The sequence below is a fragment of the Nocardia vinacea NBRC 16497 genome (genome assembly GCF_000308835.1).
Taxonomy (GTDB): Bacteria; Actinomycetota; Actinomycetes; order Mycobacteriales; family Mycobacteriaceae; genus Nocardia; species Nocardia vinacea.
Map to the genome: position 1 here is coordinate 22857 of NZ_BAGN01000113.1, position 22133 is coordinate 44989.

General features: G+C 65.3%; 28 protein-coding genes. 14 read left to right on the plus strand and 14 right to left on the minus strand.

What is annotated here, in order from left to right:
* Positions 1-62: 62 nt before the first annotated feature.
* From ON44_RS15355 to ON44_RS15365, 3 genes are all read right to left on the minus strand, one after another.
* Positions 63-467 carry a DUF779 domain-containing protein gene (locus ON44_RS15355; protein WP_040690510.1) on the minus strand — a complete coding sequence of 135 codons (405 nt, stop codon included), beginning with the start codon at positions 465-467 and terminating at the stop codon, positions 63-65.
* Positions 467-1984 (minus strand): acetaldehyde dehydrogenase ExaC, encoded by a 1518-nt coding sequence (exaC, locus tag ON44_RS15360; RefSeq protein WP_040690512.1) that lies wholly within the window; start codon positions 1982-1984, stop codon positions 467-469. Before exaC ends, ON44_RS15355 begins: the two co-directional genes overlap by 1 nt.
* A gap of 88 nt (positions 1985-2072) precedes the next feature.
* Positions 2073-3293: a sigma-54-dependent transcriptional regulator family protein gene (locus ON44_RS15365; RefSeq protein ID WP_040690514.1), complete on the minus strand. Its 1221-nt coding sequence runs from the start codon at positions 3291-3293 to the stop codon at positions 2073-2075.
* A 147-nt stretch (positions 3294-3440) separates the two neighbouring features.
* On the opposite strand from ON44_RS15365, the gene ON44_RS15370 reads away from it, so the two are divergent.
* Positions 3441-3866 (plus strand): MmcQ/YjbR family DNA-binding protein, encoded by a 426-nt coding sequence (locus ON44_RS15370; protein ID WP_040690515.1) that lies wholly within the window; start codon positions 3441-3443, stop codon positions 3864-3866.
* A gap of 23 nt (positions 3867-3889) precedes the next feature.
* On the opposite strand, the gene ON44_RS15375 is transcribed toward ON44_RS15370, so the two are convergent.
* Genes ON44_RS15375 through ON44_RS15385 form a run of 3 tightly spaced genes read right to left on the minus strand, consistent with a single transcriptional unit; the run spans position 3890 to position 6079 of the window.
* Positions 3890-4777 (minus strand): TIGR03621 family F420-dependent LLM class oxidoreductase, encoded by an 888-nt coding sequence (locus ON44_RS15375; RefSeq protein ID WP_040690516.1) that lies wholly within the window; start codon positions 4775-4777, stop codon positions 3890-3892.
* Positions 4778-4803: 26 nt separating this feature from the next.
* Positions 4804-5019, minus strand: coding sequence for a hypothetical protein (locus ON44_RS15380; protein WP_040690517.1), 216 nt, complete (start codon positions 5017-5019; stop codon positions 4804-4806).
* A 10-nt stretch (positions 5020-5029) separates the two neighbouring features.
* Entirely contained in the window at positions 5030-6079 is a 1050-nt protein-coding gene (locus ON44_RS15385; protein WP_040690518.1) for an SDR family oxidoreductase, read from the minus strand.
* A gap of 111 nt (positions 6080-6190) precedes the next feature.
* On the opposite strand from ON44_RS15385, the gene ON44_RS15390 reads away from it, so the two are divergent.
* The 4 genes from ON44_RS15390 to ON44_RS15405 all read left to right on the plus strand — a co-directional run bounded on the left by ON44_RS15390 (position 6191) and on the right by ON44_RS15405 (position 8745).
* Entirely contained in the window at positions 6191-6805 is a 615-nt protein-coding gene (locus tag ON44_RS15390; protein WP_040690519.1) for a TetR/AcrR family transcriptional regulator, read from the plus strand.
* Positions 6806-6889: 84 nt separating this feature from the next.
* Positions 6890-7201 (plus strand): nuclear transport factor 2-like protein, encoded by a 312-nt coding sequence (locus ON44_RS15395; RefSeq protein WP_040690557.1) that lies wholly within the window; start codon positions 6890-6892, stop codon positions 7199-7201.
* 14 nt (positions 7202-7215) lie between these two features.
* Complete coding sequence (locus ON44_RS15400) at positions 7216-8358, plus strand: alkaline phosphatase family protein (protein ID WP_051182056.1); 1143 nt, start codon at positions 7216-7218, stop codon at positions 8356-8358.
* Positions 8359-8430: 72 nt separating this feature from the next.
* Positions 8431-8745 carry a hypothetical protein gene (locus ON44_RS15405; RefSeq protein ID WP_040690520.1) on the plus strand — a complete coding sequence of 105 codons (315 nt, stop codon included), beginning with the start codon at positions 8431-8433 and terminating at the stop codon, positions 8743-8745.
* Positions 8746-8822: 77 nt separating this feature from the next.
* Here ON44_RS15405 and ON44_RS48290 read toward each other — a convergent pair whose 3' ends face one another.
* Positions 8823-9029: a DUF397 domain-containing protein gene (locus ON44_RS48290; protein WP_083897897.1), complete on the minus strand. Its 207-nt coding sequence runs from the start codon at positions 9027-9029 to the stop codon at positions 8823-8825.
* Complete coding sequence (locus tag ON44_RS15410) at positions 9026-9925, minus strand: helix-turn-helix domain-containing protein (protein WP_040690560.1); 900 nt, start codon at positions 9923-9925, stop codon at positions 9026-9028. Before ON44_RS15410 ends, ON44_RS48290 begins: the two co-directional genes overlap by 4 nt.
* 291 nt (positions 9926-10216) lie before the next feature.
* Here ON44_RS15410 and ON44_RS50220 point away from each other — a divergent pair, with 291 nt between their 5' ends.
* The 3 genes from ON44_RS50220 to ON44_RS15425 all read left to right on the plus strand — a co-directional run bounded on the left by ON44_RS50220 (position 10217) and on the right by ON44_RS15425 (position 13132).
* Positions 10217-10426: a hypothetical protein gene (locus tag ON44_RS50220; protein ID WP_157187165.1), complete on the plus strand. Its 210-nt coding sequence runs from the start codon at positions 10217-10219 to the stop codon at positions 10424-10426.
* Complete coding sequence (locus ON44_RS15420) at positions 10423-10659, plus strand: hypothetical protein (protein WP_040690524.1); 237 nt, start codon at positions 10423-10425, stop codon at positions 10657-10659. The genes ON44_RS50220 and ON44_RS15420 overlap by 4 nt, the downstream gene beginning before the upstream one ends.
* 187 nt (positions 10660-10846) lie before the next feature.
* On the plus strand, positions 10847-13132 hold the full coding sequence (locus tag ON44_RS15425; protein ID WP_040690561.1) for an ATP-binding cassette domain-containing protein: 2286 nt from the start codon (positions 10847-10849) through the stop codon (positions 13130-13132).
* A 3-nt stretch (positions 13133-13135) separates the two neighbouring features.
* On the opposite strand, the gene ON44_RS15430 is transcribed toward ON44_RS15425, so the two are convergent.
* Both ON44_RS15430 and ON44_RS15435 read right to left on the minus strand, forming a co-directional pair.
* Positions 13136-13867, minus strand: a complete 732-nt coding sequence (locus tag ON44_RS15430; RefSeq protein ID WP_051182057.1) for an arginase family protein — start codon at positions 13865-13867, stop codon at positions 13136-13138.
* A 59-nt stretch (positions 13868-13926) separates the two neighbouring features.
* Complete coding sequence (locus ON44_RS15435; protein ID WP_040690525.1) at positions 13927-14835, minus strand: Rossmann-fold NAD(P)-binding domain-containing protein; 909 nt, start codon at positions 14833-14835, stop codon at positions 13927-13929.
* Between the two features lie 81 nt (positions 14836-14916).
* Between ON44_RS15435 and ON44_RS15440 the strand changes: the two genes are divergently transcribed.
* The 3 genes from ON44_RS15440 to ON44_RS15450 all read left to right on the plus strand — a co-directional run bounded on the left by ON44_RS15440 (position 14917) and on the right by ON44_RS15450 (position 16273).
* The gene (locus ON44_RS15440) at positions 14917-15327 is read left to right on the plus strand and encodes a winged helix-turn-helix transcriptional regulator (protein WP_040690526.1); all 411 of its coding nucleotides are present in this window, start codon (positions 14917-14919) and stop codon (positions 15325-15327) included.
* A gap of 61 nt (positions 15328-15388) precedes the next feature.
* Complete coding sequence (locus tag ON44_RS15445) at positions 15389-16045, plus strand: hypothetical protein (RefSeq protein WP_040690528.1); 657 nt, start codon at positions 15389-15391, stop codon at positions 16043-16045.
* 18 nt (positions 16046-16063) lie between these two features.
* A complete protein-coding gene (locus tag ON44_RS15450) occupies positions 16064-16273 on the plus strand; it encodes a hypothetical protein (protein ID WP_157187166.1) in 210 nt (69 codons plus the stop codon).
* A 31-nt stretch (positions 16274-16304) separates the two neighbouring features.
* Here ON44_RS15450 and ON44_RS15455 read toward each other — a convergent pair whose 3' ends face one another.
* A complete protein-coding gene (locus tag ON44_RS15455) occupies positions 16305-16730 on the minus strand; it encodes a DUF4870 domain-containing protein (protein WP_245567166.1) in 426 nt (141 codons plus the stop codon).
* Between the two features lie 556 nt (positions 16731-17286).
* Between ON44_RS15455 and ON44_RS15460 the strand changes: the two genes are divergently transcribed.
* Positions 17287-17499, plus strand: coding sequence for a hypothetical protein (locus ON44_RS15460; RefSeq protein ID WP_040690531.1), 213 nt, complete (start codon positions 17287-17289; stop codon positions 17497-17499).
* 107 nt (positions 17500-17606) lie between these two features.
* Here the strand turns inward: ON44_RS15460 and ON44_RS15465 are convergent, their stop codons facing one another.
* Positions 17607-18503: a LysR family transcriptional regulator gene (locus ON44_RS15465; protein WP_281005175.1), complete on the minus strand. Its 897-nt coding sequence runs from the start codon at positions 18501-18503 to the stop codon at positions 17607-17609.
* A 48-nt stretch (positions 18504-18551) separates the two neighbouring features.
* Here ON44_RS15465 and ON44_RS15470 point away from each other — a divergent pair, with 48 nt between their 5' ends.
* On the plus strand, positions 18552-19286 hold the full coding sequence (locus ON44_RS15470; protein WP_040690567.1) for an SDR family NAD(P)-dependent oxidoreductase: 735 nt from the start codon (positions 18552-18554) through the stop codon (positions 19284-19286).
* 73 nt (positions 19287-19359) lie between these two features.
* Positions 19360-20283 carry an NADP-dependent oxidoreductase gene (locus ON44_RS15475; protein WP_040690533.1) on the plus strand — a complete coding sequence of 308 codons (924 nt, stop codon included), beginning with the start codon at positions 19360-19362 and terminating at the stop codon, positions 20281-20283.
* Between the two features lie 232 nt (positions 20284-20515).
* On the opposite strand, the gene ON44_RS15480 is transcribed toward ON44_RS15475, so the two are convergent.
* Both ON44_RS15480 and ON44_RS15485 read right to left on the minus strand, forming a co-directional pair.
* Positions 20516-21679, minus strand: a complete 1164-nt coding sequence (locus ON44_RS15480; protein WP_040690534.1) for a hypothetical protein — start codon at positions 21677-21679, stop codon at positions 20516-20518.
* A 176-nt stretch (positions 21680-21855) separates the two neighbouring features.
* Positions 21856-22116, minus strand: a complete 261-nt coding sequence (locus ON44_RS15485; RefSeq protein WP_218007574.1) for a tyrosine-type recombinase/integrase — start codon at positions 22114-22116, stop codon at positions 21856-21858.
* Positions 22117-22133 lie beyond the last annotated feature (17 nt).

Genomic DNA, 22133 nt, shown 5'->3' on the forward strand with positions numbered 1-22133 from the left:
TTGGCCGCCCGCGGACGCACCCGCGGGCGTGAATCAGGTACCGGCGGCTGCCTCTTCGGCAGTCAACTCATCCGATCGGCTCCCGTCCGCGGTGGCGGTCCGGCCGCCAACACCGCTGTCTCCTCATCGGTCAGTAGTCGCGATCTGATGATGAACCGCACACCCTCGGGCGCCTCCAGCGAGAATCCGCTGCCGCGCCCGGTGACCACGTCCACGGTGAGATGGGTGTGTTTCCACAGTTCGAATTGATCGCCGCTGATCCAGAATTCGGTATGCCACGGCAGCCGACCCAGCAGCACATCCGCGCCGCCGACCCGGAATTCGCGCACCCCGAAGCACATCGGTGAACTGCCGTCGCAGCAGCCGCCGGATTGGTGGAACAGCACCGGTCCGTGTTGTTCTATCAACCGGCGCAACACTTCTCGTGCCCGCTCGGTGATCGCGACGCGGGCTACTCTGCCATGCATCAGAAGAATCCGAGTTTTGTCGGTGAATAACTGACCAGCAGATTCTTGGTCTGCTGGTAGTGCTCGAGCATCATTTTGTGGTTTTCCCGGCCGATGCCGGACTTCTTGTACCCGCCGAAGGCGGCGTGTGCGGGGTACGCGTGGTAACAGTTGGTCCATACTCGCCCTGCCTTGATTGCTCGGCCCATCCGGTAGGCCGTGGTGATATCCCTGGTCCACACCCCGGCGCCGAGGCCGTAGAGGGTGTCGTTGGCGATCATGGTCGCCTCTTCGACAGTGTCGAACCTGGTCACCGCCACCACCGGGCCGAAGATCTCCTCCTGGAAGATCCGCATCGTATTGGTGCCCTCGAAAATCGTCGGCTGGATGTAGTAGCCACCCGGCAGTCCGTCCACCTTGCGTGCTTCGCCTCCGGTGAGCACGCGGGCGCCTTCCCGCCTGCCGATATCTATGTAGGACAGGATCTTTTCGAATTGGTCGTTGCTGGCTTGGGCTCCGATCATGGTGGTGTCGTCGAGCGGATTACCGCCCCTGATGGCTCTGGTCCGCTCGATGCAGCGGGCCAGGAATTCGTCGTAGATCGACGAATGGATCAGCGCGCGCGAGGGACAGGTGCACACCTCGCCCTGGTTGAGGGCGAACATCACGAAACCCTCGACGGCCTTGTCCAGGAACTCGTCATCGGCGGCCATGACATCGGGCAGGAAGATATTGGGGCTCTTACCACCCAACTCCAGACTGACCGGAATGATGTTCTCGCTCGCGTACTGCATGATGAGCCGTCCGGTGGTGGTCTCACCGGTGAAGGCGACCTTGGCCACCCGCGGACTCGCCGCCAGTGGCTTACCCGCCTCGATACCGAAACCGTTGACCACGTTGAGAACTCCGGGCGGCAGTAGATCGGCGATGAGCTCGATCACCAGCAGAATCGATGCCGGGGTCTGCTCGGCGGGTTTGAGCACCACGCAGTTGCCCGCCGCCAGGGCCGGGGCCAGCTTCCACGCGGCCATCAGAATCGGGAAGTTCCACGGGATGATCTGACCGACCACGCCGAGTGGTTCGTGGAAGTGGTAGGCGATGGTGTCGACATCGATTTCGGCGATGCTGCCCTCCTGGGCGCGGATGGCGCCGGCGAAGTAGCGGAAGTGATCGACCGCCAAAGGCAGGTCGGCGGCGAGGGTTTCGCGAACGGGTTTGCCGTTGTCCCAGGTTTCGGCGATGGCGAGGGGTTCGAGGCTGTGCTCGATCCGGTCGGCGATCTTGTTGAGGATATTCGCGCGCTCGGCGGGCGAGGTGGCGGCCCATTTCCCGGCGGCGAGGTGCGCGGCTTCGAGGGCCATATCGATATCGGCCGCGGAGGAGCGTGCCACCGAGCAGAAGGTTTCGCCGTCCACCGGGGACGGGTTCTCGAAGTACCTGCCCTCGATCGGAGCTGCCCAGTCGCCACCGATGAAGTTGTCGTAGCGACTGGCGTAGGTGACGATGCCGGTGGCGGACCCCGGTTTGGCGTAGATCATGTGTGGGCGCTCCTCGCGAATCTGCCTGCCGGGCCACTATGTCCCGAGAAGGTTGGTGCGAGGTTGGTGCCGTTGTTGCAGGGGTGACTCAGGAGCGCAGCGCGGTGTACAACCGGGCGACGACCACGGCCCGGCGCACATCGTCGGCGGGTAGCAACCGCAGCGCGTGCTCATGCACCTCGATATCGCCGGGGGAGTGCTCGCCGAAGGCGACGGCGTGATCGGCGCGGTCACTGGCCAGTACCGCGGTGCGCACCCCGACATCGAGATGGTTGCGCCACTGCAGCACACCGGGAGTGTCCGAACCGGGCAGCAGCGGTCCGCGGTAGAGCCAGACCGCCGAGCTGGTGTCGCCCGCCTGGATGGCGGCGAGCAGATCGACCGCATCGCAGGAGACCGGACCGGTGAGCATGTAGCGGCGGTTGCTGATCTCACCGCCGGTCGTGCGCCGCAGGTGTGAGACATCGGCCTTGAGCGTGCTCGAGGACACCGGACGGTCGCCGTAGACCGCGGTCTGCAGTTGTTCGGGAGTGAACCCGTCGGGCTCCAGCGCGAGCAGCGCCAGGATTTCCAGGTGGCGCGGCGGCAATGGCACCGGCCTGCCGTCGCGGACCAGCCGTGCGCCGCCCAGACATTCGAGCCGTACACCGCGCGCCGGTGTCGGTGCGGCCGCCCGCAACATTGTCTCGACCGCGGTGACCAGCGCGCGGACCGAGGTCATCACCATCGGATGCGAACGCTCCCAGGAACTGGACAGATCGAGCACACCGACCTGGCGGCCGTCGGGTGCGTGGATCGGCGCGGAATAGCACACCCAGCCGTGCAGCGCGGCGACCAGATGTTCGGCGGAGAACACGGTGGACGGGTGGTCGCCGTGCAGGGCGAGCGACAAACCGTTGGTGCCCATATGGCTTTCGTCCCAGCAGCCGCCGGGCGCGAAGTTCACCGCCTCGGCCTGGCGACGCAGGGCGCGATCGCCGCAGGACCAGAGGATGGTGCCCGCGGCATCGCTGACGACCGCGAGATAGCCCGAGTCCTCGGAGATGCCGCGCAGATCACCGGCCAATTCGGTAATCGGTTGGCGCAGTGGCGATTCGGTCCAGCGATCGCGGACATCGTCCAGGCCGGGCGCCTCGGTGCAGCTCGGATCGACCGTCGTCAGCGAGCGCTGCCAGGACTGGATGACCTCATCGCGCAGCGCGGTCGAACCCGCGGGTATGCCGAGAGTGCTACTCGGAGCCGTCGCCCAACGCGCCCATTCTTTTTCCAGTGCGGCCCGTTGTTGGGTGAGGGTGCGGAATTGTGCCACCTCGTAAACCCCATCGTTAGTGTGAGCTCACATTCGCTATCTCATGATGGCGTACGCATATAGGTCGAGTCGAGAGTTCGGCGGCAAACCGACCGTCCTCCATTGACGATTCGACTCCGATCTGCGATTGCGGTCTACGCTGCTGATATGGCGAAGGTTTCGCGACGAGCCAAGGTGGCCGACGTGCACGAACTGGCCACCGGCATGCCGTTCGTCAACCGGGTGGACGGACCGCACGGCAATGCGGTGTACCAGGTCGGCGGCAAATCCTTCGTCTTCTTCCGCAATCCGCGCCCCGACGCTTTCGACCCGGACACCGGTGAGCGCTATGCCGACGTGATCGTGATCTGGGTGCCCTCGGAGTCGGACAAACTCGCGCTGGTACAGGATCCGGATTCACCGTTCTTCACCACCCCGCATTTCGACGGACATCTGTCGGTCCTGGTGCGCAGCAGCCGCATCGGTGAACTCAGCAAGCAGGAGTTGGCGGAGGTCATCCAGGACGCCTGGCTCAGTCGGGCCTCCCGTAAGCGGGCGGCCGACTGGCTGGCCGCGCACAGTGTCGCGGACTGACCTGCCGTGGCGTGTCCCCGCATTCAGCGCAGCAGTTCGACTACCGCGCCCATCGGCTCCATACTGCTCTCGAGCACCGAGACGTAGCTGAATCCGAACTGTTCCCGGCGCTCTTCCAACTGCCGCGCCATTTCCTTCGGCGTGCCGATCAGCAATGCGGGCAACTCCTCCGGCCGGTCGGCGACATCGGTGGGCAGGTGCGGCCCGTACAGTTCCAGTGCGGCCGACCGTTCCTCCGGTGGAATTACACGCTGCAGTAGGATATTCAGCTCGACCTCCTCGGCCCGTGACCCGAGCAACTCCCGCAGGTACGCCATCCGCGCATCGGTGGCGGCGGGTCCGACGAACTGCAGTGGTCCACCGTTGTACGCCGGCGCGGCACCTGGCAGCGCGACGATATCGGCATACTCGGCCGCGATCCGCAGCAGCCGATCGCCCCAACCCGCGATGACCAGTGGCGGACCCGAGGGCTGCGCGGGCCGGGGCTGATACTCGGGATCGGCGAACAACCGCCGCAGTGTCGCGGCGGTCGTCGCCAACTGCTCGACCCGCTTACCCGCGCTCTCGAAGGTGATTCCGGCCGTTTCGAATTCCTCCCGGACGTACCCGGCTCCGAGTCCCAACTCGACCCGTCCATCGGTGAGTTGATCGGCCGTCGCGGCCTCGCGCGCCAAGAGCGCCGCGTTGTAGAACGGCGTATTCAATACGAAGGTCGTCAACCGGACCCGCTCGGTCGCCTCGGCCGCGAGAATCATCGCCGGAAACGGTGCGGGCAACCCCAGATGGTCGGCCACACCGACCACGTCGTACCCGAGTTCCTCGGCCCTGCGACACTTTCGTATCCACTCCGCCCGCGAAGCGGGAGCGAGCAGAGTGACACCGAACCGGAACTTGCGTCGCGCAGCCGTCACCCTTCCTGTCTACCAGGCCGAACCGATCAGCACGTCGCGAGCGCCAGTCCCACCCAAATCATCCCGGCCGATGCCACCACCGCCGCCAATGCCGGACCCGGTCGCCGCAACCTGGCCGACCCGATGATCTGCCGCACCGCATTTCGCCTTTGCGGCGCACCGGATTTCGTCTCCGATGTCCGCCGCCCCAACCAGCGTCGCACCAACCCGATGGTGCCGATGACGAGTGTCGCGATCAGCATGGCCCCGCCCCTACGCATTCACGGCTGTCCGACGCGCCGACGCGCCGGCAGGCCGTGGCACGACGCCGAACTCGATCAAACTCTCCGCGGTGTCCAGCACCGTCTCCCGCACCGGCCGCATCGACCATCCGAGTTCCCGCCGCGCTTTCTCGGAGCTGAGCTGTTCGGTACGACCCAATGTCGGCACTGTCAATCGAATCCCCTTGTCGAACAATGCAATCGCGCGCACGAGAACATCGGGGATCACCCGAGTAGGTACCCGGTATCCACGCGGCCCGAACTCCTCGGCCAACGTCCGCCCCATATCCGCCATCCAGACATGTTCGCCCGCGCAGATGTACCGATTCCCGACCGCTCCGGGAGCCTCCAGCGCCAGCCGATGCGCCACCGCGAGATCCCGCACATCCACCACTGCCCATCCCACCCGTGGTGAACCCGGCGCATCGCGGGCGAGCAGTCGGCGCACCGGTTCGTGCGAGGTGCTCGTCGCCGTGGATTGCAACGGCCCCAACACCATTCCGGGATTCACCACCACCAGATCGAGATCCGAATTCGCGGCGAAATCCCATGCCGCCCGTTCGGCCAGCGTCTTGCTCTTCTGATAGGCCGCACTGCGTTCGACCACCGACCAATCGGCCTCGGTGCGCACCGCGTCCGTCTCGTGACCATAGGTGATCGCAGCGATCGATGAGGTGAGCACGACCCGCTGAACACCGCTGTCCGCGCACGCCCGCAATACCCGTAATGTCCCGTCGACCGCGGTATCGATCAGTTCCCGTTCGTCGTCCGGTGGCGTCGCCGGAAACGGTGATGCCACGTGCAGGACGAACGCGCAGCCCGAAACGGCCGCCGCCCAGCCCGCGTCGTCGTTGAGATCCACCGCGACGAACTCCAACTCGCCGCCGAGCCGATCCGCGAGTGCCACCAGATGTGCGCGTTTATCCGCTTTTCCGAGGTCGCGAACCGTGCCACGCACGGCATATCCGTGCTCGAGCAGTTCGGCGATGACATGTCCGGCGACGAATCCTGTTGCGCCGGTTACGAGTACCTGTGTGCTCATATGCTTACCCGCTTCGGAGGAGGGATGCGGTCAGCCCCATCTGAGCGCCGCTCAGATAATCTAAGCACTGCATAGTTAGGCTGTCCAGCAGGCGTCGAATACGCTCGATTGGTGACGCGGACCAGTTACCACCACGGCGCGCTGCGCGACACGCTCCTCGCCGCCTGCCTGCGGCTGATCGAGACCGAGGGCCTCGGCGCGGTGAGCCTGCGGCGGGTGGCCCGCGAGGCGGGCGTGAGCACCGGCGCGCCGTACCACCATTTCGCTGATCGCTCGGCCCTGCTCGCCGCCCTGTCGACCGAGGGTTTCCGACGGCTCGGCAGCGACTTGGCCGACGCGCGCGCCGCCGCAGAAACACCGCTGCAAGCGTTGACCGCGCTGGCCGAAACCTATGTGCGGTTCTCCCAGGAAAATCCTGGCTACTTCGGTCTCATGTTCCGCCCGGAACTCTCCCAACCCGAGAAGCATCCGGATGCGGGGGCGGCGGGCGACGCGGCCTTCGATGTCCTCGCCGACACCATCGCCGAAGCCGTCGCCGCCGGATTGCTGCCCGCCGATAAAGCCGACACCCTGGCCGTCATGTGGTGGAGCCTGGCGCACGGCATGGCCTCACTGTGGCTGGACGGTCAACTCGAAAAGCGCAGCATCCAACTCGGCACCACCGCGCCCACGCTGGTCGAGGACATCATGCGCACCTTCACCGCGCTGGTCGGCCCCGGCGCGTGACACCCGCGCGAGCGCACCCGCCACTAGAGTGAAGCCGAACGATTGCTGTCCGATGCACCCGCACTCTTCGAGAGGGATGTTCCGATGACACAGCAGCTCGATCCCACGGTCCAGGAATTCGTCAGCGCGCTCAACGACAACGATCAGGACCGCTTCTATGCCATCCTCACCGACGACGCGACCATGTCCGACGACGGTGTGGAGCGCAACCTCGTCCAGTGGACCGACTCCGAGATCTTCGGCAGCAATGGGCGCATGAATGTCGAATCGATCGGCGACAACGGCACCGAACTGGTTGCCGACTACACGAATTCCCGCTGGGGTTCGATGCGCACCACGTGGCGCTTCATCGTCCGCGACAGCAAGATCAGTCGATTCGAGACCGGCCAAGCCTGAGTACCCTCGAGTTCGTGTTCACCACGCCCCGTTACGGCACGGGCTCCCTGGCTGATCTGTTCCCCTCCCTCCTCGCCGGGCTCGGCGTGCCCGGCGAGGTCGACCGGCTCGGCCTCGCGCTCGCTGCCGACCGGGTCTGCGTGCTGCTGATCGACGGTCTCGGCGCGGATGCACTCGCCGCGAATTCCGATGTGGCGCCATTCCTGTCGGCACTGGCGCAGCGCACGCTGACGGCCGGCTTCCCGAGTACGACGACGGTCAGTCTGAGCTCACTCGGCGTCGGCGTGCCCCCCGGCGAACACGGGTTCACCGGATACCTGATACACGTGCCCGGCTACGACCGGCTGGTGAATGCGCTGACCTGGCGGCTACACGGCGTGGGACCGAAGATCGACCTGCTGCACGATCTGGTGCCGGAGCAATTCCAGCCCACTGCCACGGTTTTCGAGCGCGCCGCGGCCGACGGTATCGCGGTGGCCCAGGTCGCGCCGCGTCTACAGGCGGGGTCCGGGCTGACCAGGGCGGTGCTGCGCGGCTGCGAATTCCGGCCCTATGTTTCTGTCGGCGATTTCGTCGACGGCGTCGCCACCGCACTGCGCGCGGGCCCGCGCTCGCTGGTCTACGCCTACCACGGCAACCTCGACACGACCGGTCACGTGCGCGGACCATCCTCGGACGCTTGGCTTTTGGAGCTCGCGCACGTCGACCGACTGGCCGCCACCATCGCCGAACATCTGCCACCCGATGCCGCGCTCATCGTGACCGCCGACCACGGCATGGTGGAACTCGCCGACCGCGTCGACTACGACAAGACCGAGGTACTGCGCGAGGGCGTACGGCTACTCGGCGGCGAGCCGCGCGCCCGCCATGTCTTCACCGTCGACGGCGCGACCGCCGAGGTGGCGGCGACCTGGCGGGAATACCTCGGCGCCGACTTCGATGTCATCCCCCGCGCCGAGGCGATCGATCGCGGGTGGTTCGGCCCCACCGTGGCACCGCATATCGCCCAGCGCATCGGCGATCTCGTGGTCGCGGCAAGTGGTCTGCGCGGCGTCGTGCGCACCGGTGCCGAACCGCTCGAGTCCATGCTGATCGGCCATCATGGTTCGCTCACATCGGCGGAGATGAATGTGCCGCTGTGCACGTTCCGACCGTAATCGTGCCGTTGCCCTAGGCTGTACCGCGTTGTCGCGGGCATGGTCGCCCGCCGAACCGCCAGGAGGATCTCTATGAACGCCACGCTCTTACGCACCGGACTCGGGGTCGCGGCGGTCGCGGCACTGCTGGCCGGCTGCAGCGATATCGAGCGGGCGCTCAACCAGGGTGGCGACACCACCTGCCGCGATTACGTCAAACAGGATCAGGACACCAAGCGCACGACGATCACGAAATTCATCAAGCAGCAGACCAAGGATGATCACGAGCCCGCAGGCACCGCGGTCGATGCCACGATGATCCAGGTGGACCTGCTGTGCGGCGCCCAGGTCAATCAGGACACCCCGATCAAAAAGGCTGATATCGCAGGCATTTTCCTCAACAAGTAGTCCGAATACGCGACAAGCGGACACGTAAAGCGGCCCCCAGCAGATCGAAAACTGAGGGCCGCTTTGCTATTTCGCGACTACGTGCGGTCGAACTCGCCATCATTCACGCCAGCGGTGAAGGCGGCCCACTCGCCGGGCGTGAAGACCAGCGCGGGGCCGGTCGGGTTTTTGGAGTCTCGGAGTCCGACATGTCCTTCTGCGAGGAAAGCAACTTCTACACAGTCGGATCCCCCCTGACTGCGGCTCGACTTGAACCACCGAGCGCCGGTCAGGTCAACGTTCATTCTCGTCTCCTTGCTGCTATCTCTCTCAACATGTCGCGGCTCGAACGAGGGTCCATGCTCGCCTGGTGGAGCTGCCGGAACGCCTTGCGAAACGTCAGCACATCCGCCCTCCTCTCAAGATAGGCGCTGCCCGCGTAACCCTCGCAGTAGACCTGAGACGGTTCCACGACCTGTTTGCCGCGCGTGTCACGACCGAAGTCCATGATGGTGAACGGTGGCGGCGCCGCCCCGAGCGGGATACCGACGCGGAAGGGCATCACGCGGATCTCGATGTTGTCGCGTGTGCTCATGTCGGCGATGTGTCGCGCTTGCGCGGCCATCAGCGCATGGTCGCCGACCACTGTCCGCAGCACGTTTTCATGCAAGATGACTGACACCGCTGCGGGTTCGCGTGAACGGGTCAGAATGCGTTGTCGCTGCACACGCACCTGCACGCGCCGTTCGATTTCATCGTCGGTATCGTCTGGGAAGTAGAGCCTGTCAACGGCTCGCGCATAGTCCGCGGTTTGCAGCAAGCCGTGCACCATAAGAGGCTGGAATATCGTCAAAACCTTTGCGCTGGACTCTAATCCGACATACAGGTTGGCCCACGCGGGGATTAGATCGCTGTAGGCGTGCCACCATGACTTCACTGGTGCCAGCTCGGCGAGCCCCTGCGCGACGCCCGTTCTCTCCTCGGGCAGTCCGTATACCTCGCAGAGCGACAGAACGTCACTGACCCTTACCTTCTCGGTCTCGCCCCGTTCGAGGCGACTCAGCGTCGGTCTGCTCCACTGTACGAGCGCCGCCGCCTCCTCCAGGCTCATTCCCGTTGCTGTGCGCGCATCTCGCAGCAAACGACCAAGCTGCCTGCGCGGCAAAGTGGTTCCTGTGTCCTCGAGTTCGTCTTCCGCCATCTGCCCCACCCTCTCATTCGGCCAAACTGTTCCTCTCGTTTCGAGAGGCACACTATGCGTTTCACGAGAAGGATTCAGCAGATTCGCGGAGATTTCGGCAGCTCGTGATTGTGCCCTGCTCGGCATCGGCACTTGACACACCCTTGCGGCATGTCCACGCCGAAACGAGAGCTTCCGCAACGAGATCCGTTCACCGGGCGGCCAGTTGCGTACAGCGGCGCACCGCCCGAGCTGGTCGAGCAAGTCGCGGCCGCCGTCCGTGAGTGGGCAGGCCCGCCGATAGCTCCATCCGTGCGTCGTCTGCTCGCGGACTTTCACGAAGACACCCAGCAGAAACTCGACCGCGCTCCCATCGACAGCCGTCCGATGTTTCATGGGGCGGACGGCTCGGTGTTGCCGGTCGACGAGGACGGATGGATTTCCGATTCGGACGCCGATCTCGACCATGCCGACGCAATCACCATTGAGCCCACAGATGTTCGCGACATCGAGGAGTCGTGAGTCCGAAATACCATGAACCCAACGGTGTTTCGCCTCGTCCCGACGAACCGGACATACACGTCAGGGTGTTCCTGCACGGCGTGCGCCTCGACTACGCCGCCTGCCTTACCGCCGCGCTGATATTCACGCGTGAGCACCAGAGGCGGCACTACGCCGACGCGGTCACCATCGACCTCGGTGACACCAGTCGCTATCCGCGCCTTCCGTGCGAACGCCTCTTCCTCGGCTCATGAGGCGACAGTGACCCGCGGATGGCGAAGCCCAAGAGCGTCAATGGATTCCGTCGAGCCGTTCGACCTCTCGGGCGGCAGAAAGCGCTGGTCAAGGCTCAGCAGCCAGGTCATGCGTATTTTGCATTAATGTGATCTGAATCACACTCCGCCGGGCATTTTGTCGGTCGTGCATGGCATGGTGGGCGACATGCCTTTTGCCGATTCCGTCGTCGCCACGGATGTCATCCGCGTGCTCGGTGCCAGTGAGCACAATCTGCGCAATGTGTCGTTGGAGATCCCCAAGAACAAGATCACCGTCTTTACCGGCGTCTCCGGGTCGGGCAAATCGTCGATCGTCTTCGACACCATTGCCGTGGAGTCGCAGCGTCAGCTGTACGCGACATTTCCCGCATTCATTCTCAACTTCCTGCCGCGCTATGAGCGGCCGCACGCCGAGGCGATCGAGAACCTGACGGCTCCGGTCATCATCGACCAGCAGCCCGTCGGCGGCGGGCCGCGCTCGACCGTCGGGACGATGACCGACATCTACTCGATGGTGCGGGCGATGTTCGCCCGATTCGGTTCGCCTTCAGCCGGATTCGTCTACAACTACTCGTTCAATGTGCCGCAGGGCATGTGCCCGGACTGCGATGGACTCGGGGTCACGGTCCGGGCCGATCCGGATCGCTTGGTCGACCGGAGCAAATCGCTGAACGAGGGCGCGATTCTGCTGCCCGGTTATGCGGTGGACAGTGGCGAGTGGCAGATGTACGGCAAATCCGGGCGCTTCGATCCGGACAAGAAACTGGCCGACTACACCGAGGACGAGTTCACCGACCTGCTCTACGGCACCGGCGGCAAGGTGGAGCTGACCTTCGCCAAGGGCACCTGGAAGGCGAATTACGAAGGGCTGGCGGCCAAATTCACGCGCACCCGGTTGCAGCGCGACACCTCCACGCTCAGCGAGAAGACGCGCGAACAGATGCAGAAATTCCTCACCGAGGGTGTCTGCGCTACCTGTCGTGGTGCGCGGCTCAACGAAGCGGCATTGGCCACGAAGATCGGTGGCCGCAATATCGCCGACTGGTCCGAACTACAGATCACCGATCTGATGGCGGTACTCGATGAGATCACCGATCCGGCCGCACTCGGACTGGCCGCCGCGATCCGGACCGCGCTGCAGCGGGTGACCGATATCGGACTCGGTTATCTGAGCCTGGATCGGCCGACCTCGACCCTGTCCGGCGGCGAGGGGCAGCGGCTCAAGATGATCAAACATCTGTCGAGCACGCTGATCGGGATGACCTATGTCTTCGACGAACCGAGCGTCGGATTGCATCCGCGTGATGTCGGCCGGCTGAACAACCTGCTGAAGGCATTGCGGGACAAGGGCAATACGGTGCTGGTGGTCGAGCACGATCCGGATGTCATCCAGATCGCCGACCATATCGTCGATGTCGGGCCGCGTGCCGGTCTGCACGGCGGGCAGGTGGTCTTCGAGGGCACCTTCACCGAACTGCGGACCGCGGATACGCCGACGGGTGCCGGATTGCGCAGGCCGTTCACGGTGAAGGAAACCTTCCGTAAGTCGAACGGCGCGTTGCTGATCGAGCATGCGAATGTGCACAACCTGAAAGATGTGACAGTCGCGGTGCCGACCGGCATTCTCACCTCGATCACCGGCGTCGCCGGCTCCGGTAAGAGCAGTCTCATCCGCGATGTGTTCGTCCGGCAGTATCCGGATGCGATCTTCGTCGACCAGTCGGCGATCGGGGCATCGTCGCGGTCCACGCCCGCAACGTATCTGGGCCTGATGGACCCGATCAGGAAGCTGTTCGCCAAGGCGACGGGGGAGTCGCCCGGCCTGTTCAGTTTCAACTCGACCGGAGCCTGCAAACAGTGCGAGGGTCGCGGCGTGATCATTACCGAGATCGCCTATATGGACCCGGTGACCACCCACTGCGACGCCTGCGACGGACGACGGTTCTCCGACGAGGTGCTGGCACTGACCTTGCGCGACAAGTCGATTGCCGATGTGCTGGCGATGTCGGCCGAAGAAGCCCTCGGTTTCTTCACCGAAAAGGCACTGTCCACCAAGCTGCGCACGATGAACGAGGTAGGCCTCGACTATCTCAGCCTGGGCCAGGCCATGAGCACCCTGTCCGGCGGCGAACGCCAACGGATCAAACTGGCGACCCAACTCCAGAACACCGGCACCGTCTATGTCCTCGACGAACCGACCACCGGTCTGCACATGTCGGATGTGGACACTCTGCTCGCCTTGATGGACGGTTTGGTCGACCGCGGAAATACGGTGGTGGTGATCGAACACAACCTCGACGTGGTGGCCCACTCCGACTGGGTGATCGATCTCGGCCCCGATGGTGGCAAGGACGGCGGCGAAATCGTCTTCACCGGAACCCCCGCCGAATTGCTGACCCACCCCACCTCACTCACCGGGGAGTATCTGCGCAAGTACAAGGCCGCCGGGTAGGGATCAGGCGGAGTCGACCAGGGAGCGGACGTGCGCGGCGGCGGTGGCGTCGTCGCGCCACGTGCAGGCCAGGCCGAAGGCGGCGACTCGGCCGGTGGCGAGAACCGCTCGGACGGCGGTTGAAACTTCGGCCAGGGCGGGGCCGTCAGGCGCGGGGAAGAGCAGGCCCGGGAGGTCATCCGGGGTGACCACGTCGAAGTCGATGTGAAGGTAGAGCGGGCCGTCCGGGAGGTCGCCGATGTCGTCGACCGGACGGTGCCGGATCTGCGCGGTGCGCAGGTATTCGACCTCCGGTGGGTCGAGATCGCGGCCGCCGACCAGGACGGCACGGTCTTCGGGGATGTCGCGCAAGCCGATTCGGTCGGCTATGAGGTGACGGCCGTAGCCGATGAGCATGCGCAGCGGAAAGCCACCGAGGTAGCCGGACGCGGAGGTCTCGAGGGTTTGTACGTCGCCGTGTGCGTCGAACCAGACGAGCGCGGGATCCAGTCCGGCCCTTTGCAATCCGGCGACCGTGCCGAGCGCGGTCGTGCAATCTCCGGAGGCGACGATCGCGCGTTCACCGCGAATCGCGGACTCCGCAACGCGATCCGCCACCGCGTCGTACAGCACGGCCATCCGCGCCCACGGATCATCGACATCCGGCAGCTCGGCCGTGACCACCGCATCCGGGGTGATCGGAGCATCGATCTCCGGCCGGTATTCATCGAGGTGGTACGGCACGAGCATGCGCATCTACCGAGCCTATTCGGGGCCGAAGCACACGGCCACCGAATTAGGACGACGTGCCCGGCTCATTGCGCCGCGTTCACCGACACAGACAGGTACCCACCCGCCTGCACCGCGCCGGTGATGAGTGCGCGAACGTCACGTGGTGCACTCGGCAGCAGGTCGAGCAGGTCGGTGTTCGACGCTTCGAGCAGTCCGGCACCGAGGTTCGCGAACAACGAGAGCGTGTGCGTGATCTGATACGGCTCCAATCCGCTGCCCTGCAACATATCCCGCATTTCGCCGAGTGAGATGGGTGCGTATCGCACCGGGCGACCGAGGGATTCGCTCAGGATCTCGGCGATATCGGCACCGCCGACCGCGGTCACACCCTCCAGTTCGTACACCTTGCCCGCATGCCTGCTCCGTCGCCCCGCAGCCAGATCGCGCTCGGTCTCGGCGGCCACCCGCACGGCCACCTCGGCCAGATCCTCGCGCGCCACCACCGATATCCGGCCGGTGCCGAATGCCGCGGCGAATACCCCGGATTCGGCCGAGGAGGCGGCACCAGCGACGGCGAGCCCGACCGGCACCTCCGCGTATAGGCCGTTGCGCAGGACGGTCACGTCGAATGGTGCTGCGGCCAGCTGCTTCTCGGTCCACCGATGCGGCAGGGCAATGGTCATCAGATCGCCGGAACCCGCGAGACTGGTGTAGATCAGGTGCCGGACCCCGGCGGCCGCGGCGGCATCGATCACAGCACCGTGGCGGGCCAAGACCACATCGTCTTCGGCATATCCGGCCGAAATCAGTACCAGGACATCGACATCCCGCAGTCCCGCGGACAATGTTGCCGAATCGTCGAAATCGATTCGGCGCGTGATGGTGTCGTCACCGGAGCGGCTGCCCGCCGCTACTGTCAGTCCGTCGAGGGCGGACAGGCCGCGGTGGACGCGGCCGCCGAGGGATCCGGAGATACCGGTTACCAGGATCATCGCAACGCTCCCGATTGTTGTAGTTGCTGAATTCGTCCCCAGCATCGGTGGCCGCGACGCGCGGCATAAGGAGGCACTTTCATGTCGGTCACGAACACAGCGATCACCGCGCAGGTCGCGGGCACTATTCCCGATGGGCCCTGTGGCGATGACGACTGCGGCATCCGCGATGTGCTCGACCGGCTGGGGGATCGGTGGACGGTATTGGTGATCGTCGAATTGAGCAAAGGGGTGCGGCGTTTCCGTGAGTTGGAGCGGGCGATTCCCGGAATCTCACAGCGGATGCTGACACTGACCACCAAGCGGCTGTGCCGCGACGGCATGGTGGAGCGCATCGCGTATCCGACGATTCCACCGCAGGTCGAATACCGGCTCACCGACACCGGCCAGAGCCTGGCCGAGGCCATCGGCGCACTCGCCGACTGGTCGCGCGACCATAAGGACCGCATCGCCGACGCCCGCCGACGCTGGGACACCGAGCACACCGACTGAACATCTGTCGCGCGAGGGCGAACAGCGCTTGAATGGAACCATCCCCACAGGGAGGTTTCCGATGACCCTTACCGCTCGTGACCTGCTCTACGGGATCCAGGCCGAGCTGGCCCCGCACGACGACGACAACCGCATGGTTCCGCTCATCTCGGTGGGCAAAGCGCCACGCGCGGTCTTCGCGGCGATCGCCGCCGAGGAACAGCGCATCACCAGCAGTGACTGGCGCAGCTTCCACGCCTTGGCGACGCGGGCGGACGAACCGCACGTCAGAGCGTTCCTCGATGGCCTCCCACCAGGCGAGCGGCAGGCACTCGCGCTGTTGGACGCGCTCGTGGCGGCGGCCGGACCCGACCAGGGCATGGAGCTACCCAGAGCGGGGTGCCAGGCCTACCCGGCCTATGTCGCCTGGTTGGCGCTGAACGCCGAGCCTTCCGCCGCCGCGGCGGGAATCTACGCGAATGTCGCCGCATTCGGCCGCTACTGCCGGGCCGTCGCCGAAGGCATGCGCGCGCACTACGAGTTCGACGCCCCGGCCTGCGCATTCTTCGACCTCTTCGCCGCCGATGCACCCGAAGTCGAACAGCGTGCCCTCGCCGCAATCCAGTCCGGAATCGACAGCGGACGATTGAATCCGAACGACGCGCACTTGTACGCCAGACTCTTCCAGAACTACGAACTCATGTTCTGGAACACCCTTGCCGACGAGTTCGCGGGATAACACCGCCACCGCGTGCCGGTGGAAGCGTCCGCAGCGGCGGTGAAGGCCGAGGTCGACAAGCTCGGGTTCCTGCGCAACCTGGGCGCCGATCGTCTGATCGAACATCCTGTAATCGGTGCGGGTTCAGGCGGTCCACGGACGCCAACGGCCCGAGATAGCCTCGGGCCGTTGATCTTCGGACTGTCGTATCTGGCCGCCGTGCAGGGGTGCCGACAGCATCATCGATGACGAAATTCAGCTGGGGACTTCGAATATGCCGCTACTTGACCGAGTTGGCCAACTGATCGGCATAGGGGGCAGTAAGTTTTCCGACGATGGGAAGCGCCGCGCGGACACCGCCGGTGTTGTTCGCCTGGACCATGGCCATGATCCAGACGACGACCGCGAAGACCGCGACTGCGAGTCCGGCGAGGCTGAAGATGATCCCCAGGACTCCCAGGAGCGAGCCGACGATGCTCAGAACAATATTGACCACCGAGACCGCCCCGAAGAAGACGATCGATTGCGAGGCATGGAATTTCACATCGGGATCTTTCTTTCCCACGAACAGGAAGATGATTCCGGTGAGCCACCCCAGCGCGTACGACAGGATCGCGCTGGTCTTTTTGTCCAAACCGGCGGACTGCGGTTGGTTCATGGGAGATTGAGAAGATGTCATGGGGCAAGTAGATGCCGCGCGCGCCACCTACCGATCCCAGGTTTCAGCCCGAACCCACAGGTCGCGGGCCAGCCGACGACTGGGAACCCGGACGTGGTTCTCTCGACGAGACGACTGCCAACAAGCTCGAAACGCCTGGACGATGGCTCATTACACAATCGAGCACCGAAAAATCCGCAGAGTAGCCGAGTCGGTCTCCGAGAAAGGGCCGCTGCACGGTCATCGTCATGGCGCGGTGCGTTCGGTCGGCCTCGAATCGATACAGCCACCTGCAGGCCGCCTGCCCCGCGCCGGCAGGTTCGATCAGCGATGCATTCGGCAGTTGCGGGCGTTCGCGTGCGCGCCCTCGGCGGCATGAGCGCGCACAGATGTCTACAACCATGAGACAGACTTTTCCGGTGGTGCCTGTCACGACAATCTTCGCGTAATGGCTACGGGGCGAACGGCTATTCGAGCGAAAATAGTGCAGGTCAGAGTGCCTGCGGCACAATGCTTCCGGGCTCCGATTCTGTCACCGACACCCTGGCAGGATTCGAAAATGCGTTCTATCATCGGTTCCGTCGACGGCTGATGAGCGAAAGAAGTGGCCGAATTGGCTGATGAACAGGTGGACCCGACGGCGGACGAAGACGACTACGACGTCAACCTGGAGGAACCCGTCATCGACTCCGCTGTGCCGACCACTTGGCAGGAATTCGCCGAGGATGCCCGGACAGGACAGTCCGGCAACGTCGCGCACGTGGCCATAGAGGGGTTCAGCGTCACTCTTCCAGGGGTGGCCCGCCTCATCGAGTAGACATTGTCACTCGTGTTGGATCGCCATGCCGACCACATCGGGCGGGATTTCGACCTGCCGCATTTCTCCTGGGGAACGCACTATTCGGCATGTGCGGACGTTATCGGCTAGAGGCGTATCGCCGTACGGACGAGGTCGGCGATGGCTTTGGATCTGCTGTGTGGTGGCCAGGCGATGACGGTGGTGACGGCCGGTGCGTCCGGCACCGGCACGGTGGCGTGATCGTCACGTAGCTGGGCTCGGAGCGACTCGGGCACGACCGCGCAGGCCCGTCCGAGCGTGATCAGCTGGGTCAACTGGGTATGGTCGCGAACCTGCGGGCCGGGGCCGTCCGGGTAACTTCCATCCGGTCGAGGCCAGCGCGGCAGGGGCAGGTCGGTCAGGGCGTTGACCTCGGCCATCGACATGTGGGGTCGGTTGGCGAGGGGGTGCCCTGCGGGCAGGACCACGACCTGCTGTTCGGTGTGCAGGTCCTCGGTGTCGAATCCGGTAGTCGTGTCGTAGGGCCGGTGGAGCAGAGCAACGTCGGCACGCCCGTTGCGTAGCAGGCTTTCCGGTTCGCCGGGCCCGCAGAGCATCACCTCGACTGCGACAGCGGAGTGGTCGGCGGCGTAGGCGTCCAGCAGCTTCGACAACAGTTCGCTGGACGCTCCTGCCTTGGTGGCCAGCACCAGACCGGGCCGGTCGGCAGCGGCGCGGCGGGTGCGGCGCTCGGCGGCTTCGACCGCTTCGAGAGCGAGCCGGGCCTCCCGCAGAAGCACCGACCCGGCCTCGGTCAACGTGATTGCGCGCGAACTGCGGTGCAGCAGAACGACTCCGAGCCGCCGTTCCAGCTGCTGGATCGCCCGCGACAGCGGTGGTTGCGCCATCGCGAGCCGTTGTGCCGCCCGCCCGAAGTGCAACTCCTCGGCGACGGCGACGAAGTATCGCAACTCCCGTGTCTCCACCATGGCATCGTATCCGGCGCTCACCACGACGAATACCCGTGCGGTATCGTCGCCCACCTAGTCGGTCTTGGACGCCCCACCCGAGTCCGCAACATGATCAACGGCATGAGTGAACGGACGATCGCGCTGGTGACCGGCGCGAACAAGGGAATCGGATACGAGATCGCGGCGGGCCTGGGCGCCCTTGGCTGGCGAATCGGTGTGGGCGCGAGGGATCAACAACGCCGCGACACCGCCGTGGAGAAGCTGCGCGCGGCCGGGGCCGATGCGTTCGGTGTGCCGCTCGACGTGACCGACGACGCGAGTGTGGCTGCGGCGGCCGAGTTGATTGCCGACCATGCCGGCGGGCTCGACGTCCTGGTGAACAATGCCGCGATCAACGGCGTCACCGGCGATATGCCGCAGACACCGACCACGGTCGATCCCGCGACCGTGCGAGCTATCGTGGAAACCAACGTGATCGGGGTCATTCGGGTGACCAACGCGATGCTGCCGATGCTGCGCGCTTCGGCTTCACCGCGAATCGTCAACATGTCCAGCAGTGTCGGTTCGCTCGCCCTGCAAACCACACCCGGCATCGACATGGGCCCAGTTCCTGCTGCCTATTTGGCGTCGAAGACCTTCCTCAACGCCGTCACCATCCAGTACGTCAAGGAACTGGGTGATACCAACATCCTGATCAACTCGGGCTGTCCCGGTTTGACCGCCACCGACTTCACCGGTTTTAGCGGCGACCGTACACCGCAACAGGGTGCGGCCATCGCGATTCGCCTCGCGACCCTGCCCGACGACGGCCCGACCGGCGAATTCCTGAACGACGCCGGAGCGGTGCCCTGGTGACGGGCACACCCGTGCGAACCATTCCCGTTCCCGAAGTCGGCCGCGCCTGGCGCGCCGGAGGAGAAGCAAGACAATGACAAAGGCAGTCAGGTACGACGAATTCGGCGGAATCGACGTCCTGTGGATCGACGAGGTCGACCGCCCCGTGCCCGGGGAAGGGCAGGTCCTCGTGCAGGTGAGAGCGGCAGGCATCAACCCCGGTGAGGCGGCATTACGCACCGGCGCGATGACGGACATCTTTCCCTCGACCTTTCCCTCCGGGCAGGGCAGCGATCTCGCCGGAGTCGTCGTCGAGATCGGCGCCGGAGCCGACCGATTCTCGCCCGGCGACGAGGTGATCGGATTCTCCGAGAAGCGAGCCGCTCAGGCCGAGCTGGTCCTGGTCGACGTCGACAACCTCACCCCCAAACCGAGGAACGTCTCATGGGAGGTGGCGGGCGGCCTATACATCGCCGGTGTGACTGCATGGGGGGCAGTGCATTCCGTACAGCTAGAGAAGGGCGAGAGCGTCGTCGTCTCCGGAGCAGCCGGAGGAGTCGGCTCGTTCGCCGTTCAGCTCGCGCGCCGTGCCGGAGCCATGGTCATCGGCCTGGCGAGCGAGGGCAACCACGAGTGGCTGCACAGCCACGGCGTGATCCCCGTCGCATACGGTGACGGCGTCATGGACCGGATCAAGGCCGCCGCACCGGGCGGCGTCCATGCCTTCATCGACACCCACGGCGGCGGGTACGTCGAACTGGCCCTCGCTCTCGGCGTCGCAATCGAACGGATCGACACCATCATCGATTTCGCAGCAGCCGCGAAGTATGGGGTCAAGACCGAACCCGGGCCCAACGGCAGGGCGGGCGCCGAGGTGCTCGCCGAATTGGCCGACCTGATTGCCGACGGACACCTCGAAGTTCCTATCGCGAACGTCTACCCGTTGACTCAGGTTCGTCAGGCCTACACCGAACTCGAACGCAGACACACCCACGGCAAAATCGTGCTGAGGCCCTAGCTGGCACCACACAGTGCGGCGCGCTTTCAGGGGACTGGTGCGTTCGGCGTCAGCGTGGGGAGTGCAGGTGCCTGGTGTCGCGTCGCAGTCCAACCTCTGGCGAGTTCCGTGGTGCTCCCGCTGCAGGTGACGCCGACAGCTTGTCACTCGTTGATCTAGTGAGTTCCGCAGCAGCGCTGGCCTTTTCGGGAGGAACGGGCTGCATACGCGTTCACGCCAGGGCGAGGCCCGCTCAGCGGTGCCCGCCGGTGTGAAAGTGGGAGCAGATGTCGGTGCGGCGGCCGTCCACAGTGGTGGCCGCCTGCCCTGCGCCGTGGCCTTCCAGGGCCGCGAACGGTCCGCACTGGTTGGCGGTGATCCAGACATGGATCATCGGATTACCCGCGCCGGGGTTGATCGAGTTGGGCGGGCAGGTGCCCTGGGCGTCGGTGACACCGGCGACCTGAGGACCGTCGGCGCTGTTCTTCCAGCAGAGGTTGTCGTGGACGTGCCACTGCATCAGGGGCCCGCCGTAGTCCACCAGCTCGGTGTCGTCGATCTTCTTGCCCTTGGCGATGTACATCGCCGAGACCAGGGTCCGATCGGCGCCGTCGACCCGGTAAACCAGGGACTCCGGGTGGGTGGCGTCGAGGAATCGGTCGTCGCGGATGTAGCCGGTGTTGATGTAGTGCTCGTAACCGGTGGCCGAGTCGCCGATGGAGCGAAAGCCCAGTGCGCCGATGGAACTGACGTCGGCGAACGCGGGCAGCCGGTCGAGGGTACTGCGAATCAGGGCGGTCGCGCGCTGCTCCTGCGCGGCGGTCACGCCCGGCACGCCGGACACATCGATCGGGGTCGCCGGATCCCACGGCCGCGGCCATGCGGTGCCGGTCCCGTGGTCGTGGTCGGTGTGGTCGCCGCCGGTGGCATGGGTATGGTCGCCGGCGTCGTGGCTGTGCACGTGTCCGGCGCCGCCGAGCATCGCCGCGACGGCGAGGGCGCCGGCCAGACCGGCGGCGGTCGCGGTCGGTGCCGTGGGCAATGACGCGCCAGGGCGCGCCAGGGTGAGGGTTGCACCGGCGATCGCGAGCAGCCCCAGCGCCGCGCACGTGCTGTCGAGGAACTGCGGCGCCTCCGCTGTGTCGAGGCCGTCGGGCCACGGCAGTCCCGCGAACCGGGTGTACCCCCAGATCACCACCGCGACGAGGTTCACCCCGATCACCGTGACCGGCACGGCCTTTCGCGTGCTCACCGACGCCAGCAGCCCGGCCACGCATTGTGCTGCCGCGAGCACGACCATCAGCCGGGCGAGGGTGGCGTGCTCGGTATGCAGTCCCGCGGCGAACAGGTGCAATGCACCCGCCCCGACCGACGCCGCACCACCGAGCAGCAGGAATCCGTTGCGCCCACCAGTCATGTTCGATCTCCTTCGTTCGCCCTGGACGCTACTTGGCCGGGTCGGGCCTCGCTCCCATGACATGTGAGAGATCTCTGAGGTTTTAGCGCCCTGTCACGGCGCCGGACGCGCTACACCGATCCCGAGACGGCGGCCCTTCGGCGTGCGCGGTCATGGCATGTGCGCGTGTTGAGTTGTTATGTGCCCGAGGCCATGTCGGCGGCGAGGATGTAATTCGGGTGGCGATCGAGGTTGGTGCGGGCGCGGTCGTAGCGCATGGTGGTGCGTGGGTCGGCGTGGCGGGCAGCGATCTGGACGTCTCGTAGGTCGACTCCGGCATCGAGCATGGTGGTGACGAATGGATAGCGCAACATGTGCGGGTGCATCCGGGGTAGCCGAGTCCTGGGCCAGGCGGCGCAGTCGTCGTGTCGCGCAATGCCGATCCACGCGCTGGTCACTGGGGGCATGCCACGCC

What these genes read in the sequence shown, in the direction of transcription:
- ON44_RS15380 (WP_040690517.1), bottom strand. Translation starts at nt 5,019, where the DNA reads ATGCTGATCGCGACACTCGTCATCGGCACCATCGGGTTGGTGCGACGC.
- ON44_RS15435 (WP_040690525.1), bottom strand. Translation starts at nt 14,835, where the DNA reads ATGATCCTGGTAACCGGTATCTCCGGATCCCTCGGCGGCCGCGTCCAC.
- exaC (WP_040690512.1), bottom strand. Translation starts at nt 1,984, where the DNA reads ATGATCTACGCCAAACCGGGGTCCGCCACCGGCATCGTCACCTACGCC.
- ON44_RS15370 (WP_040690515.1), top strand. Translation starts at nt 3,441, where the DNA reads ATGGCGAAGGTTTCGCGACGAGCCAAGGTGGCCGACGTGCACGAACTG.
- ON44_RS15480 (WP_040690534.1), bottom strand. Translation starts at nt 21,679, where the DNA reads ATGACTGGTGGGCGCAACGGATTCCTGCTGCTCGGTGGTGCGGCGTCG.
- ON44_RS15355 (WP_040690510.1), bottom strand. Translation starts at nt 467, where the DNA reads ATGCATGGCAGAGTAGCCCGCGTCGCGATCACCGAGCGGGCACGAGAA.
- ON44_RS15440 (WP_040690526.1), top strand. Translation starts at nt 14,917, where the DNA reads ATGTCGGTCACGAACACAGCGATCACCGCGCAGGTCGCGGGCACTATT.
- ON44_RS15445 (WP_040690528.1), top strand. Translation starts at nt 15,389, where the DNA reads ATGACCCTTACCGCTCGTGACCTGCTCTACGGGATCCAGGCCGAGCTG.
- ON44_RS15385 (WP_040690518.1), bottom strand. Translation starts at nt 6,079, where the DNA reads ATGAGCACACAGGTACTCGTAACCGGCGCAACAGGATTCGTCGCCGGA.
- ON44_RS15475 (WP_040690533.1), top strand. Translation starts at nt 19,360, where the DNA reads ATGACAAAGGCAGTCAGGTACGACGAATTCGGCGGAATCGACGTCCTG.
- ON44_RS15410 (WP_040690560.1), bottom strand. Translation starts at nt 9,925, where the DNA reads ATGGCGGAAGACGAACTCGAGGACACAGGAACCACTTTGCCGCGCAGG.
- ON44_RS15405 (WP_040690520.1), top strand. Translation starts at nt 8,431, where the DNA reads ATGAACGCCACGCTCTTACGCACCGGACTCGGGGTCGCGGCGGTCGCG.
- ON44_RS15430 (WP_051182057.1), bottom strand. Translation starts at nt 13,867, where the DNA reads ATGCGCATGCTCGTGCCGTACCACCTCGATGAATACCGGCCGGAGATC.
- ON44_RS15395 (WP_040690557.1), top strand. Translation starts at nt 6,890, where the DNA reads ATGACACAGCAGCTCGATCCCACGGTCCAGGAATTCGTCAGCGCGCTC.
- ON44_RS15470 (WP_040690567.1), top strand. Translation starts at nt 18,552, where the DNA reads ATGAGTGAACGGACGATCGCGCTGGTGACCGGCGCGAACAAGGGAATC.
- ON44_RS15425 (WP_040690561.1), top strand. Translation starts at nt 10,847, where the DNA reads ATGCCTTTTGCCGATTCCGTCGTCGCCACGGATGTCATCCGCGTGCTC.
- ON44_RS48290 (WP_083897897.1), bottom strand. Translation starts at nt 9,029, where the DNA reads ATGAACGTTGACCTGACCGGCGCTCGGTGGTTCAAGTCGAGCCGCAGT.